The following is a 14,487-nucleotide window of genomic DNA, read 5'->3' as shown; positions in this document are numbered from 1 at the left end:
CGCGATGGACGCACAGATGACCACGCTGTCGGCGGGGATCATGTTGTTCCTGATCATGGACCCGTTGGGCAACATCCCGATCTTCCTGAGCCTGCTCAAGGACGTGCCGCCGCGCCGCCGGCGCCACGTGATGGTGCGCGAGCTGCTGATCGCGCTGGGCGTGCTGCTGGTGTTCCTGTTCGGTGGCCAGCAATTCCTGCACCTGATGCAACTCAAGCCCGACTCGATCAGCGTCGCCGGCGGCATCGTGCTGTTCCTGATCGGCATCCGCATGGTGTTCCCGCCGGCCGATGGCAGCGGCATCTTCGGCAAGCCGGGGCAGGGCGAGCCGTTCATCGTGCCGATGGCGATCCCGGGCGTGGCCGGCCCGTCGGCGATGGCTGCACTGCTGCTGCTGACCAACACCCAGCCCGGCCGGACCGCGGACTGGGTGTTCGCGCTGCTGCTGGCTTGGCTGGCCACGGCGATCATCCTGCTCAGCTCGACCTATCTGTTCCGCTGGCTGGGCGAGAGCGTGCTGACCGCGCTGGAACGCGTGATGGGCATGCTGCTGATTGCCCTGTCGGTACAGATGTTCATGTCCGGCGTGGCTTCATTCCTGCGTTCGATGCCCTGAAGTCGCCTTCCACGGGGGGTTCCGGTCGTCACGGGGATGACGTGCCAGCGGCATGAAAGTGTCATACAATGTCGTTAAAATCTTTTAACAATTGGTTGGCAGAGGGAGACAGCTGCCCGCCGCCCGCTTTGGCTCACGGGGCCCGAAGCCGGGAGCAAGCAGGACCATCAAACGGTTTGCAACGAGGCCCGGGTCACCCCGGGTCGCAGCACGTTTGATTTCGTGACGTAACCCAATTTTCGTTGTGAACCCAAGGGTCGAACAAGACATGAACAGCCGAATTCGCGCCAAACTGCTGCCGCTCGCCATCACTGCACTGCTGGCGTCCGCGCCGGCCTTTGCGCAAGTCACCTCGTCGGCGATCTCAGGTCGCGTGCTGGACAGCAGCGGTCAACCGGTGGCCGGTGCCACCGTGACGATCGTGCACGAGCCGTCCGGTACCACCAAGGTCACCACCACCGGCCCCGATGGCCGTTACGCGGCGCAGGGCTTGCGCGTGGGCGGTCCGTTCGACGTCAAGGTCTCCAAGGACGGCCAGGTGGCCGCCGAGCAGGACAACGTCTACCTGCAGCTGGCGCAGGAATCGGCGATCAACCTCGTCGTGCCGGCCGGCCCGAGCGCGAAGGAAGCCACCAACCTGGAAAGCGTCACGGTTTCCGCCAGCGCGCTGGCGCAGACCTTCAGCCCGGACAACAAGGGCATCTCGACCAACGTCTCCGCACGCGAAATCGAAGCGACGCCGACCCCCGACCGTTCGATCCAGAACATCGTGCGCCTCGATCCGCGCATCGTGATCACCGACCGCGAGCGCGGCGAGTTCTCGGCCATCGGCCAGAACAGCCGCTACAACAATGTCACCGTCGATTCGGTCAGCGCCAACGATCCGTTCGGCCTGAACGCGAACGGCCTGCCGACCTTGTCCACCCCGATCTCGCAGGACACGATCGAGGAATACAACATCTCAACCGCCAACTACGACACCGCCATCCGTCGTGGCGTCGGCGCCAACGTCAACGCGGTCACCAAGAGCGGCACCAACGAATTCCACGGCTCGGTCTACTACGTCTTCCAGAACGACGACATGATCGGCAAGAACGAGAACGACGAGAAGTACGCCGCGTTCACCCGCAACTGGACCGGCGGCGCCACGGTCGGCGGCCCGATCATCCAGGACAAGCTGTTCTTCTTCCTGTCGGCCGAAAAGAGCGTCAAGGTCGGCGCGGGCAGCCCGTACGGCCCGGAGGATTCCGGCGCCTCGACGCCGATCGACGGCCTGACCTCGACCCAGGTGCAGCAGGTGATCGATGCGGCCAAGTCGATGGGCCTGGGCGATCCGGGCGCCTACGGCGGCGGCAACACCAACCTGGAAGACAAGCGCTACCTCGGCAAGATCGACTGGAACATCACCAACAACCACCGCGCCAGCTTCACCTACAGTCAGACCAAGGAAACCAAACCGGTCATTACCGGCAAGAACACCAACCTGGTGCTGTCCAGCGGCTGGTACACCACCAGCGTGGACAACAAGAGCTACGCGCTGCATTTCTACGACGACTGGTCGGAGAACTTCTCCAGCCAGGCCAGCCTCTCGTACGCCAAGTTCGACCAGCTGCGCGGGCCGTACAACGGCGTGGCCAGCCCGGACGTGCGGGTCTACCCCACCACGTACAATGACGGCACCTCGGTGGAGTTCGGCACCGAGTACTCCAGCCAGGCCAACATCCTGCGCACGCGCACCACCAACTTCGCCTGGGCCGGCACCTACTTTGCCGGCGACCACGCGATCAAGGGCGGCTTCGATTACGAGCGCGACAACATCTACAACCTGTTCCTGCAGAACTACTACGGCAGCTACACGTTCGAGGACGCCAACGGGCTGTCCGGCCTCGAGAACTTCCTGGCCGGCAACTACTACCAGTACCGCTACAACCGCCCGGCCGACGGCCTGGGCCTGAACGACGTGGCGGCCAGCTTCAACGTCAAGCAGTGGGGCGTGTTCCTGCAGGATACCTGGCAGGTGACCGACAACCTGTCGGTGCAGTACGGCGTGCGCGTGGACATCCCGCTGACCAGCGACAAGCCGATCTACAACGCCAAGTTCGCGGCCGACCCGATCGCCAGCAGCTACGATCCGGTCACCCACACCGGTACGCCGGCGGCGGGCGGCTTCGGGCGCACCAACCAGACCACGATCAACGGCAATCGCGTGATCCAGCCGCGCATGTCGTTCAACTACAACTTCAATACCGAGCTCGCCACCCAGCTGCGCGGCGGTGTCGGCCTGTTCATCTCCAACCCGCCCACCGTGTGGCTCGGCAACATCTACTCCAATTCGGGTGCGACGCAGACGCAGTTCAACTGTGGTCCGACCCAGAACGGCCCCTGCAGCGGCACCAACCTGCCGGCGTTCAGTGCCGATCCACTGCACCAGAATGACGGCGTGGTGGGTAGCGGTGCGCAGACGGTGAACACGGTCTCGCCGGGCTTCCGCATGCCGAGCGTGTGGAAGTTCAGCATCGGCCTGGACAAGGAGCTGCCGTGGTGGGGCCTGGTCGCCACGGCCGATTACCAGCACATCAAGGTGCGCAACGCGATCCTGTTCCAGAACCTCAACACCGGTGCAGCCACCGCGATCCTGCCGGATGGCCGCGAGAGCTTCTACAAGGACATCTCGCTCGATCCGCGTGGCAACGGGCAGCGCAACCGCTACCTGGCCAACCCGGGCTTCACCGACGGCACGATCAACCTGGCCAACACCCATCGCGGCAGTGCCGACAGCCTCGCGCTGTCCTTGAAGAAGCCGTTCTCCAACAGCTGGACCGGCATGGTCGGGTTCACCTGGAGTCGCGCCACCGAGGTCAACCCCGGCACTTCGTCCGTGGCCAGCTCCAACTACAACAACAACTACCTCGTCAATCCGAACAACAACGTGGCCAGCCCGTCGAACTATTCGATCCCGCGCCGCGTGCTGGCTTCGCTGAACTGGCAGCACAGCTTCTTCGGTGACTACGCCACCAGCGCCAGCATCCTGTACGACGGCCACAATGCCGCCCCGTACAGCTGGGCGTTCGGCAACGACGCCAATGGCGACGGCCGCAGCAATGACCTGGTCTTCATTCCGAAGCCCGGCCAGGTGGAGTTCCGCGGCGGCACCGACCCGGACAAGATTGCCCAGTTCTACGAGTACATCCAGCGCAACGACTACCTGAAGGACCACGCGGGCGGCATCGCCGGCCGCAACGGGGATCGCGCGGGCTGGATCAACCAGATCGACCTGAGCTTCAGCCAGGAAATCCCGGGCATCTTCAAGGGCAACAAGGGCATCGTGAAGCTCGATCTGTACAACTTCACGAACCTGCTGGACAAGCACTGGGGCATCGAGAAGCGGGTCAACTTCCCGGGCGGTCGTGCGCTGGCGGACTACTACGGCGTGGATACGGCCACCGGCAAGTACATCTACGACATCGGTGGCAGCAACTACACCGACGCCAACGGCAATTACCGCCCGCGGGAAATCCCGACCTACGTGAACTTCGGCGACGACCTCGCCCAGCGCTGGTCGGTGCTGCTGACGGTCAAGTACACCTTCTGATCGTTCCGTTTCGCGCTTGACCAGGAAGCCGGCGTCCGCGAGGGCGCCGGCTTCCTGTCGTCTTGACCGGGTAATTCGCGGGGCGGATGCTTGGCAACCCGCCACGACGCTGCATGAGGCAGTCACGTCGTCAGCGGCAGGAGAGTTGTGGATGAATGATTTCCAGGCCGGCCGTGCCGGCAAACCGGGCGTGGTCAGTGCCCGCATCACCCCGATCGGCGGGCTCGACGTGCTCTCGCGGCACGAGGTGGCCCGCCTGCGCGGCGCCAGCGGTTCGGGACTGCACGCATTGCTGCGGCGCTGCGCGCTGGCGGTACTGACCTCCGGCAACGTCAGTGACGATCCACGCGCCATGCTGGAGCAATACCCCGATTTCGACATCCAGGTGCTGCAGCAGGATCGCGGCATGAAGATCGAGCTCTCGAACGCACCGGCACCGGCGTTCGTCGATGGCGAGATCATCCGCGGCATCAACGAACTGCTGGTCGCGGTGGTGCGTGACATCGTCTACGTGTCGACCCAGTTGGAACAGCTCGGGCTCGATCTCGACGCCTCCTCCGCGCTGACCCAGGGCGTGTTCGAGATCCTGCGCAATGCACGCATCCTGAAGCCGCAGGTGGATCCGAACCTGGTGGTGTGCTGGGGCGGCCACTCGATCTCGCGCGAGGAGTACGACTATTCCAAGCTGGTCGGCTACCAGCTCGGCCTGCGCGGGCTGGACATCTGCACGGGCTGCGGTCCGGGTGCGATGAAGGGGCCGATGAAGGGCGCCACGATCTCGCATGCCAAGCAGCGGCGCCGGCACAATCGCTACATCGGCATCACCGAGCCGGGCATCATCGCGGCCGAATCGCCGAACCCGATCGTCAACCACCTGGTGATCATGCCGGACATCGAGAAACGCCTGGAGGCGTTCGTGCGGCTGGGCCACGGCATCATCGTTTTTCCCGGCGGCGTAGGCACGGCCGAGGAAATCCTCTACCTGCTCGGCATCCTGCTGCATCCGGAAAACGCCAGCACGCCGTTCCCGCTGATCTTCACCGGCCCGCGCCATTCGGCCGCCTATTTCGAGCAGATCGACCGTTTCCTCCGCCTGACCCTGGGCGACGAGGTGGCGCGGCATTACCAGGTCATCGTCGACGATCCGCAGACGGTGGCGCGCGCGATGGTCAAGGGACTGGAGAAGGTGCGCCACAACCGGCTCGACACCAAGGACGCATTCTTCTTCAACTGGGCGCTGCAGATTCCGCTGGAATTCCAGCAGCCGTTCCGGCCTACCCACGAAGCGATGCGTGCGCTGCAGATTCGCCACGGCCGTCCCCGGCATGAACTGGCCGCCGACCTGCGGCGGGCGTTCTCCGGCATCGTGGCGGGCAACGTGAAGGAGGAGGGCGTGCAGGCAATCGAGCGTGAAGGGCCCTTCGCCATCGACGGCGACGGCGACATCATGCGTGCGCTGGACCAGCTGTTGCAGGCCTTCGTCGAACAGCACCGCATGAAGTTGCCGGGCGGCTCGGCCTACGTGCCCTGCTACAGGGTGATCACCCGCTGAGCGGGCGGAATCGCCGCGTCTGCGGCTTGACAGTTCGTCGTCGCGTCGACAAACTACGCAGCTCCCGCCCGAATAGCTCAGCTGGTTAGAGCACTTGACTGTTAATCAGGGGGTCGTTGGTTCGAGTCCAACTTCGGGCGCCAGATGCAAGACAAAGGCCGGCAGGAAGCTGCCGGCCTTTGTCGTTGGCAGAAACGACGAAGGGCGCCGCAGCACCCTTCGTCGACGGTCGCTGCGGATTCAGCGCACCTTGAACAGCACCGGTGTCCAGCTGCCGCCGGCGTAGGCTTCGCGGCGGCGTCGGTGCATGCGTTCGATGGCCTCTTGGCGGCGTGCTTCGGCCCACTCGACGCGGTTCAGCATCAGGCCGGCCTTGCTCTCGCCGCGGCGGGTGGCCTCGTCGTCGCGCCAGTGGCGGAAGTCGTCGTAGGCCTCGATTTCGTACTGCAGCTCGCGCATGCACAGCTCGATCATGATCGCGTCGTCGAGGAAGCCCAGCACGGGAACATTGTCGGGGAGGACGTCATCCTGGCTGGAGAAATACGCGAGCGCGGCCAGCACGTTGTCGCGATCCTCCGTGGGCAGGGCGAAGCCGGCGTCCTCGACCATGGTGATCATGGTGTCCAGGTGTTTCAGGCGGTTGGCGACGAAGTCCGGCAGTTCCGCGCGGTTGGTTTCCTCGAGCAGCTTGCGCGCGGCGCCGACGATGCTGATGGCGTCCACGGTGTCCACCTGCTTTCGTGCCTCGGTGATGCTGTCGACGAACAGTTTCAGGTCAGCATCGCTGAGGGTAATGTGCAGTTCCAGGCTCATGGTGGGGACTCGCGAGGCGGTGGGAAAAGATTGCCAGCCTATGTCAGCCAGCGCATGGCCGTCAATTGGCTGAAGCGGACTCCGCGCGTCCTCGCGACAAGCGATGCGTGGCGGGTCGCGAGCCTGTGCAGCCGGCGACGCGGGCGTGCCTCGGCGTGCTCAGGAAGCGTCGGAATCACCGGCGGCCAATTCCTTCAACAGCTGGAAGATCTCGCGAAAGGCGCGGGGTGGCTTGTTCGGCGTCTCCCGCTCAAGCCGCGCCTGGCGCACCAGCGAGCGCAGGTGCTGGCGATCGAGCTGCGGGTGTTCGGCGATCAGTTCGGCCAGCGCCGCGTCGTCGCCGTCGACCAGCCGGTCGCGGATCGCTTCGAGGCGATGCATCGCGGCGGTGTCCTGGCGCTGCTTCTCGCGGTTCTCGCCGAGCTCGGCGCGCACGGCGGCGAAATCCTCCTCGCCGAAGCGGCGCATGACCTTGGCCAGGAAGGCCATCTGGCGCTTGCGCGCGCCGTGTGAGGTGATGCGCCGGGTGGTCTCGATCTCGCGGCGCACGTCCTCGGGCAGGTCGAGCTTGGCCAAGCGGGTGGCGGGCAGTTCGACCAGCTGGCCGGCGAGCGCCAGCACGGCCAGCGCCTCGCGGCGTTGCTGGGTGCGGCTGGGGCCGTACTCCTGTTCGTCGAGTTCGGTCTGGTTGCGGCTGCGGCTGGGGCTCACGGGTTCATTCCGGCAGGGGCGGGTGTGTTGCCGGCGGGGTCGGCTTCGGCCTGCTCCAGGGCAAAGCGTGCCGTCGGCGTGCCGTGCAGATCAACGGTTTCGGCAAACATGGCGGCCGGTCGCACCCACAGGCCATGTTCGCCGTAGAGGGCCTGGTAGACCACCATCGGTTCCAGCGTCTCGCTGTGCCGCGCCGTGCCCAGCACGCGGTAACGCTGGCCCTTGTAGTGGCGATAGATGCCCGGGACAGCTGGTGCGGGAAGGTTCATGGCTCCTTTCATTCTCCCGCCGCGCCCCCATGTGAACGCTCTGGCGATTGCGAACCGCCTATTCTACCCGCCCCTCGCCCAGGAAAATCCAACGTGAGTGAAGTCGTCGTCAGCCGTGACAGCAGTACATCCGAACTGGATCGACTCGCCGAGTTGGCCGAGGACGTGATCCGCCGCGCGCGAGCCGCCGGCGCCAGCCAGGCCGAAGTGGCCGCCACCATCGACACCGGGCTCAGCGTGAACGTGCGTCTGGGCGAGGTGGAGACGGTCGAGCACACACGTGATCGCGGCTTCGGGCTCACGGTGTACTTCGGTCAGCGCAAGGGCTCGGCCAGCACGGCGGATCTCCATCCGGATTCGATCCAGGCGACGCTGGACCAGGCCTGCGCGATCGCCCGCCACACCGAGGCCGATTCCGCCGCCGGCCTGGCCGATGCCGCGCGCATGGCCAGTGTGTTCCCCGACCTGGACCTGTGGCATCCCTGGGACATCGACACCACGCAGGCGATCGAGCTGGGTATCGCGATCGAGGATGCCGGGCGTGCCCATGCCGGCATCAGCAACTCCGATGGCGCCTCCGTGCAGGCCGGGCAGGGGTTGTCCGTGTACGCGAACTCGCACGGCTTCGTTGGCCGCGAGCGCGGCACCCGCCACGCGTTGTCGCTGGCGCTGATCGCCGGTGACGAGGACGGCATGCAGCGCGATTACTGGTACGACAGCGTGCGTGCGGCGGAGGATTTCATCAGCCCGAAGGCGCTCGGCGACAAGGCCGCCGAGCGCACGCTGGCGCGGCTGGGTGCGCGCGGCCTGTCCACCCGGCAATGCCCGGTGCTGTTCGCGCCGGAGCTTGCGCGCGGCCTGATCGGGCATCTGCTCGGGGCGGTCAGTGGCGGCTCGCTGTATCGGCGCGCGAGCTTCCTGCTCGACCATCTGGGCCAGGTGGTGATGCCGGCGTGGTTGAACATCGACGAGCGGCCGCACCTGCCGCGCGGCCAGGGCTCGGCCGTGTTCGATGCCGAGGGCGTGGCCACCCGCGACAGCGCCCTGATCGAGGGCGGTGTGCTGGCGCGCTACATGCTGGGCAGCTACTCGGCGCGCAAGCTCGGCATGGAATCCACCGGCAACGCCGGCGGCGTGCACAACCTCGTGGTGGCACCGGGCGCGGGCGACGGCGAAGCGTCGGATTTCGCCGGCATGCTGCGGCGCCTGGGCACCGGCCTGCTGGTCACCGAGGTGATGGGCCAGGGCGTGTCGATCGTCACCGGCGACTACTCGCGTGGTGCGGCGGGCTTCTGGGTGGAGCACGGCCGCATCGTCCATCCGGTGGAAGGCGTCACCATCGCCGCCAACCTGCGCGACATGTTCGCCGGGATCGTCGCCGTGGGCAGCGACGTCGACCCGCGATCACATGTGATGACCGGTTCGATCCTGCTGCAGCAGATGACGGTGGCGGGCGAATAGTCGAGCCGCCCTGCCAGAAGTACCCTCGGCACGGCGGGCTTTGCTTGCTAGCATCGACACTACCGGCCCGTGGCCGGCGCACCATTGACGCACGTTCCGCCACCGTAAGGAGATGCGCATGAGCGTTCCACCCGAATCCGTCATCCCTCCCGCGCCAACCGACCCTGCGCCCGGCGTCCCGCCCCCCGAGGAAAGGCAGTGGGCGATGTTCGCGCATCTGTCCGCGCTGCTCGGCGCGATCCTCACCGGTGCACTCGGTGGCGGCTGGGGCTGCTTCATCGGCCCGCTGGTGATCTGGCTCATCAAGAAGGACACCATGCCGTTCGTCAACGACCAGGGCAAGGAGGCGCTGAACTTCAACATCACGGTGGCCATCGCGTTCGTGGTGCTGTTCCTGCTCTCGGTTATGACCTTCGGCGTCGGCCTGATCATCGCGATCCCGCTGTGGTTCATCATCGGCATCGCCTGGCTGGTGTTCACCATCATCGCCGCGATCAAGGCCAACGAGGGCGTGACGTATCGCTATCCGTTCACGCTGCGCCTGATCAAGTAGTCCGGCGAATGGATTGAAAAGGCGGCCTGCGGGCCGCCTTTTCGTTGCCATGGTCAGCGCGTCCGTTGCGCCGCGTAGCGGGCCAGTTCGTGCAGCAGCGCGGCGCGCTCGCCCCAGGGCGCGATGACGGCCAGGGCGGTGTCGGTCAGGCCGACCAGCCGCTCGCGCGAGGCGTCGAGGCCGATGATCGAGGGAAAGGTGGGCTTGGCGGCCGCCGCGTCCTTGCCGGCAGTCTTGCCGATCACTGCCGATTCGCCTTCCACGTCGAGGATGTCGTCGCGCACCTGGAAGGCCAGGCCGACGGCGCTGGCATAGTGGTCCAGTGCCCGCAGCGCATCGTCGTCCGCGCCGCCGACCAGCGCCCCGAGCCGGACCGAGGCGCGGATCAACGCGCCGGTCTTGCAGCCGTGCATGTATTCCAGTTCGGCCAGTTCCAGTGGGCGCCCGACCGCGGCCAGGTCCAGCGCCTGCCCGCCGGCCATGCCATCGGCGCCGCAGGCGCGGCCCAGCGTCTGCAGCATGGCGATGCGCACGCGGGCGTCGATGGCATCGGCGTCTGCATCGGCCAGCAACTCGAACGCCAGCGCCTGCAAGGCGTCGCCGGCGAGGATTGCCATCGCCTCGCCGAACACCACGTGGCAGGTCGGTCGGCCGCGACGCATGGCGTCGTCGTCCATCGCGGGCAGGTCGTCGTGCACCAGCGAGTAGGCGTGGATCAGTTCCACCGCGCAGGCGGCGGTGTCCAGCGCCGGGCCATCCTCGCCCAGCACGTGCGCGGCGGCGTAGACCAGCATCGGGCGCAACCGCTTGCCGCCGCCCATCACGGCATAGTGCATGGCGCGACGCAGGTGGTCGGCGGAGTGGACGGCCGGCGGCAGGCAGTCCTGCAGCGCGCGCTCGGCGCGGGCGACCAGCGACTGCAGGGCGGGGCCGAGTTCGGCGGACTCAGAGTTCGGGTTCAAACGGTTCGGCGCGGTCGGGGGCATCGGAGTCCAGCAGCAGGCGCACGCGCAGTTCCGCCTGTTGCAGCGACTGCTGGCAATGACGGAACAGGCCGATGCCGCGCTCGAATGAAGCAAGTGACTCGTCGAGGCTCAACTCGCCGCCTTCCATGCGGGTGACCAGTTGCTCCAGCTCATCGAGCGAGTGTTCGAAATCGACGGCGGGAGCGGGATCGGCAGCGGTCTTGGGAGCGGTCTTGGCCATGGCCCGCAACGCTAGCGCAGCGCGGCGGGCGAATCAATCGGCGCGGCGTCGCCGCAAGCCGCTGGCGTGACCCGGATCAGCGTCCCGGGCGCCAGCGGGGTTGCGCGCCGACGCGGCCGAACAGCTCGCTGCCGCGAGCATTGATCCAGCGGTCGGCCACGGCGATCAACTCGCCATCGGCATACAGCAGCGGACACGCGTTGCGTCGCCACGGCGGCATCTGCGCCTGCTGGAACAGGCTGCGTAGCTCGCGCGTGTGCGGATCACCCGCGGGGCGGATGCGCTCGCCGCCGCGGCGCATGCGCACCTGCAGCGGTTGCGCCAGGCGGGCCGCCGGCGCCGTCAGCGCCAGTTCGCCGCCGTCCGGCAACGCCAGCGGTTCGCCGCTCCAGTGCTGTTGCCAGTCGGGGTCGACCGGTGCCTGCGTCGGCAATGCCCACAGCCGCTGCTTCCAGATGTGCAGCTCGGTGCCGGCCCAGCGCACGCACGGCAATTGGCCGGCACGTGCATCGCACTGGCGCTCGATCTGCCGACGCTGCGCCGCACCGGGGGCAGCCAGCCCGCGCGCGTGCAGCCAGTGGTCGAGCAGCGGCTCGCGCAATGCGGGCAGCAACGCGCGCCAACCGGGCAGGTCGAGGCTGCCGCTGGCGCGGTCGTGCAGGGCATCGAACGCGGGCAGCCATTGGCTGCGCAGTGCGTCGGCGGCATCGCGACTCAGTGCGGCGCTGTGCAGGATCGAGTCGCAGGCCTGCGGCCAGTACCGCAGCAGCCCGGGAAGGACCTCGTGGCGCAGGCGATTGCGCGCGAGATGCGTGTCGGCATTGGAAGGATCGTCGATGCAGTCGAGTTGATGGGCGGCGACGTAGTCGAGCAGCGTGGCCCGTGGCAGCTCCAGCAGCGGGCGCCACAGTTGGCCCGTACCGAACGGCCGCCGCCCGCGCATGCCGCCCAGCCCTTCCGGCCCCGCGCCGCGCAGCAGTTTCAACAGCACGGTCTCGACCTGGTCGTCGCGATGGTGACCGAACAGCAGCCACTCGCCATCGTGCAGCAGGTCGGCCAGCGCGGCATGGCGTGCCTGTCGCGCGGCGGCTTCCAGGCCCTTGCCGTCATCACGCGGCACGTCCACGCGCACCAGCGCGCAAGGTACGCCGAGGTCCCGGCAGAAGCGAACGCAGTGCGCCGCCCATCGCGCGCTGTCCGGATGCAGTCCGTGATCGACGTGCGCGGCGCGCAGCCCGCGTGCACGCGCCAGTGGTTCGCGGGCCAGCGCGTGCAGCAGGGCGGTGGAATCGGGGCCGCCGCTGAACGCCACCAGCAGCGGCGCGGCAGGCACAGCGGTGAGCGCGGCCTGCAGGTAGCGCGGCAGCGCGCCGTTCACTTGCGCGTGCTGCGCGGGCGCACGTAGAGATGCTTGCCGCCGCCCATCTGCCGCTCATCGGCCTCGAACAGACCGATGCCATTGATCAGGCCGCTGAGTTTGGCATAGCCATAGTTGCGCGAGTCGAAGTCCGGCGACTGCTTGCTGATGATGCTGCCGACCGCGCCCAGGCCGGCCCAGCCGGAGTCGTCGGAGGCCGCTTCCATGGCATTGCGCAGCAAGTTCATCAACTGCGTGTCGCCGCGCAGCTCCTTGGCGCTGCGGCGTTTGACGCCGGCACTGGGTTCGGCCTCGGTGGCTTGCATCAGCACCTCGGTATAGATGAACTTGTCGCAGGCGGTGCGGAACGGTTCGGGGGTTTTCTTCTCGCCGAAACCGTACACGGTCTGGCCCGATTCGCGGATGCGCGAGGCGAGCCGGGTGAAGTCGCTGTCGCTGGAGACGATGCAGAAGCCGTCGAAACGCGCCGAGTAGAGCAGGTCCATCGCGTCGATGATCATCGCCGAGTCGGTGGCGTTCTTGCCCACCGTGTAGCGAAATTGCTGGATCGGCTGGATCGAGTGCCGCAGCAGCACGTCCTTCCAGCCGTTCAAGTCCGGCTTGGTCCAGTCGCCGTAGATGCGCTTGACGTGCGCCGTGCCGTACTTGGCCACCTCCGCCATCAACCCCTCGACGATCGCCGGGCGGGCATTGTCGGCATCGATCAGGACGGCAAGCTTGTCGTGGGCCATGGCGGGATATCCATCGAAGGGGACGGATGGATGGTAACTCCCGCCGCGCCTGTTGCCGCGACTGCCCGCTCGCCGGCGACGCTCTTGGAATCCCGAATCCCGACTATTCCTGATACGCCCCGTAGCTGCGCAGGCGCTTGTAGCGCTGTTCTAGCAGGTCGGGGATCGGCATGGCCTGCAGTTCGTCCAGCTGGTTCAGCAGCACGGCCTTCAGGCGGATCGCCATCGAGCGCGGGTTGCGGTGGGCGCCGCCGAGCGGCTCGCGGATGAGCTTGTCGATCAGGCCCAGTTCGAGCAGGCGCGGGGCGGTCATGCCCAGCGCCTCGGCGGCGTCCTTCACCTTGTCCGCGCTCTTCCACAGGATCGAGGCGCAGCCTTCGGGCGAGATCACCGAATAGGTGGAGTACTGCAGCATGTTGGTGCGGTCGCCGACGCCGATCGCCAGCGCGCCGCCGGAGCCGCCTTCGCCGATCACGGTGCAGATGATCGGCACCTTGAGTTCGGCCATTTCCAGCAGGTTGCGCGCGATCGCCTCGCTCTGCCCGCGCTCTTCGGCACCGACGCCGGGGTAGGCTCCCGGGGTGTCGATCAGGGTCAGCAGGGGCAGGCCGAAGCGCTCGGCCATCTGCATCAGGCGCAGCGCCTTGCGGTAGCCCTCGGGGCGCGGCATGCCGAAGTTGCGGCGTACCTTGGTCTTGGTGTCGCGGCCCTTCTGGTGGCCGATGATCATCACCGACCGGCCGTTGATGCGGCCCAGGCCGCCGACGATGGCGGCGTCCTCGGCGTACATGCGGTCGCCGGCCAGCTCGTGGAACTCCTCGCAGATCACGCCGATGTAGTCGAGCGTGTAGGGACGCGCCGGGTGGCGCGAAAGCTGGGTAGTCTGCCAGGAGTTGAGGTTGCGGAAGATGTCCGCCGTCTTCACCTTCACCTTCTGCCGCAGGCGCGCCACTTCCTCGTCGATGTTGAACGCCTGGCCGTCGCTGGCGTGGCGAAGCTCCTCGATCTTCGCATCCAGTTCGGCGATGGGTTGTTCGAAATCGAGGAAGTTGGGGTTCATTCGTTGCTATTCGTGGCGCGGAAGCGCTCAAGTATACCGTTCCGCAGGAAAAGGCGAGAACGGCGCCGTATGGCCGTGACCGGGTCGACAGATGCCTGCCGTCGGCGCGGCGATTGCGTTATCGTCCGCCCCATCGAGCCCCTGCCACCGGACCCCGCCATGCCCAGCAAGCCCATCGACCACGCGAAACTCGACCGTATCGTGGCCGAGGCGCGCCGCGCCGCCGAGCAGCGCGAGCTGGGCTATCGCGAGCGGGCGTTGAAGATGTATCCGTGGGTATGCGGCCGCTGCGCCCGCGAGTTCACCCGCGCGAACCTGCAGGAACTGACCGTGCACCATCGCAACCACGATCACGATTTCAATCCGCCCGACGGCAGCAATTGGGAATTGCTGTGCGTGTACTGCCATGACAACGAGCATGCGCGGCACATCGACCACGTGCGCGGCGGGGTGATGGCGGTGGACCAGGCGCCAGCGGCGACCGGCAATCCGTTCGCGGATTTGAAGGCGATGATGGCGCGCCGCAAATCGTAGGAGCCCGCTCG

Annotated in this window: 14 protein-coding genes and 1 tRNA gene; 7 read left to right on the top strand and 8 right to left on the bottom strand. The window is 66.9% G+C overall.

Annotated elements, in window-relative coordinates; translation table 11 throughout:
* Window positions 1–16: 16 nt before the first annotated feature.
* From B1991_RS03915 to B1991_RS03900, 4 genes are all read left to right on the top strand, one after another.
* Window positions 17–616, top strand: coding sequence for a YhgN family NAAT transporter (locus tag B1991_RS03915; protein WP_136257494.1), 600 nt, complete (start codon window positions 17–19; stop codon window positions 614–616).
* A 268-nt stretch (window positions 617–884) separates the two neighbouring features.
* Entirely contained in the window at window positions 885–4,208 is a 3,324-nt protein-coding gene (locus B1991_RS03910; protein ID WP_136257394.1) for a TonB-dependent receptor, read from the top strand.
* A gap of 151 nt (window positions 4,209–4,359) precedes the next feature.
* Window positions 4,360–5,760, top strand: a complete 1,401-nt coding sequence (ppnN, locus tag B1991_RS03905; RefSeq protein WP_136257393.1) for a nucleotide 5'-monophosphate nucleosidase PpnN — start codon at window positions 4,360–4,362, stop codon at window positions 5,758–5,760.
* Window positions 5,761–5,826: 66 nt separating this feature from the next.
* Window positions 5,827–5,903: transfer RNA gene (locus tag B1991_RS03900), tRNA-Asn, on the top strand.
* 97 nt (window positions 5,904–6,000) lie between these two features.
* Here B1991_RS03900 and B1991_RS03895 read toward each other — a convergent pair.
* From B1991_RS03895 to B1991_RS03885, 3 genes are all read right to left on the bottom strand, one after another.
* Window positions 6,001–6,573, bottom strand: coding sequence for a YkvA family protein (locus tag B1991_RS03895; RefSeq protein WP_136257392.1), 573 nt, complete (start codon window positions 6,571–6,573; stop codon window positions 6,001–6,003).
* A 159-nt stretch (window positions 6,574–6,732) separates the two neighbouring features.
* Entirely contained in the window at window positions 6,733–7,284 is a 552-nt protein-coding gene (yjgA, locus tag B1991_RS03890) for a ribosome biogenesis factor YjgA (RefSeq protein ID WP_136257391.1), read from the bottom strand.
* Window positions 7,281–7,553: a DUF1653 domain-containing protein gene (locus B1991_RS03885; RefSeq protein WP_136257390.1), complete on the bottom strand. Its 273-nt coding sequence runs from the start codon at window positions 7,551–7,553 to the stop codon at window positions 7,281–7,283. Before B1991_RS03885 ends, yjgA begins: the two co-directional genes overlap by 4 nt.
* A gap of 93 nt (window positions 7,554–7,646) precedes the next feature.
* Here B1991_RS03885 and pmbA point away from each other — a divergent pair, with 93 nt between their 5' ends.
* Both pmbA and B1991_RS03875 read left to right on the top strand, forming a co-directional pair.
* Window positions 7,647–9,014, top strand: a complete 1,368-nt coding sequence (gene pmbA, locus B1991_RS03880; protein WP_136257389.1) for a metalloprotease PmbA — start codon at window positions 7,647–7,649, stop codon at window positions 9,012–9,014.
* 118 nt (window positions 9,015–9,132) lie between these two features.
* Complete coding sequence (locus B1991_RS03875) at window positions 9,133–9,567, top strand: DUF4870 domain-containing protein (RefSeq protein WP_136257388.1); 435 nt, start codon at window positions 9,133–9,135, stop codon at window positions 9,565–9,567.
* Between the two features lie 53 nt (window positions 9,568–9,620).
* Here B1991_RS03875 and B1991_RS03870 read toward each other — a convergent pair whose 3' ends face one another.
* The 5 genes from B1991_RS03870 to B1991_RS03850 all read right to left on the bottom strand — a co-directional run bounded on the left by B1991_RS03870 (window position 9,621) and on the right by B1991_RS03850 (window position 13,942).
* On the bottom strand, window positions 9,621–10,529 hold the full coding sequence (locus B1991_RS03870) for a polyprenyl synthetase family protein (RefSeq protein ID WP_136257387.1): 909 nt from the start codon (window positions 10,527–10,529) through the stop codon (window positions 9,621–9,623).
* Window positions 10,513–10,773: an exodeoxyribonuclease VII small subunit gene (locus tag B1991_RS03865; RefSeq protein ID WP_136257386.1), complete on the bottom strand. Its 261-nt coding sequence runs from the start codon at window positions 10,771–10,773 to the stop codon at window positions 10,513–10,515. The genes B1991_RS03870 and B1991_RS03865 overlap by 17 nt, the downstream gene beginning before the upstream one ends.
* A gap of 76 nt (window positions 10,774–10,849) precedes the next feature.
* On the bottom strand, window positions 10,850–12,151 hold the full coding sequence (gene tilS / locus B1991_RS03860; protein WP_136257385.1) for a tRNA lysidine(34) synthetase TilS: 1,302 nt from the start codon (window positions 12,149–12,151) through the stop codon (window positions 10,850–10,852).
* The gene (locus B1991_RS03855; RefSeq protein WP_136257384.1) at window positions 12,148–12,882 is read right to left on the bottom strand and encodes an NYN domain-containing protein; all 735 of its coding nucleotides are present in this window, start codon (window positions 12,880–12,882) and stop codon (window positions 12,148–12,150) included. The genes tilS and B1991_RS03855 overlap by 4 nt, the downstream gene beginning before the upstream one ends.
* Before the next feature lie 103 nt (window positions 12,883–12,985).
* Complete coding sequence (locus tag B1991_RS03850) at window positions 12,986–13,942, bottom strand: acetyl-CoA carboxylase carboxyltransferase subunit alpha (RefSeq protein ID WP_136257383.1); 957 nt, start codon at window positions 13,940–13,942, stop codon at window positions 12,986–12,988.
* A gap of 159 nt (window positions 13,943–14,101) precedes the next feature.
* On the opposite strand from B1991_RS03850, the gene B1991_RS03845 reads away from it, so the two are divergent.
* Window positions 14,102–14,476: a YajD family HNH nuclease gene (locus B1991_RS03845; RefSeq protein WP_136257382.1), complete on the top strand. Its 375-nt coding sequence runs from the start codon at window positions 14,102–14,104 to the stop codon at window positions 14,474–14,476.
* Window positions 14,477–14,487 lie beyond the last annotated feature (11 nt).

Origin of the sequence: Rhodanobacter lindaniclasticus (assembly GCF_004799035.1) — a bacterium.
Classification (GTDB): Bacteria; Pseudomonadota; Gammaproteobacteria; order Xanthomonadales; family Rhodanobacteraceae; genus Rhodanobacter; species Rhodanobacter lindaniclasticus.
This window is presented reverse-complemented; position numbering and strand designations above follow the sequence as displayed.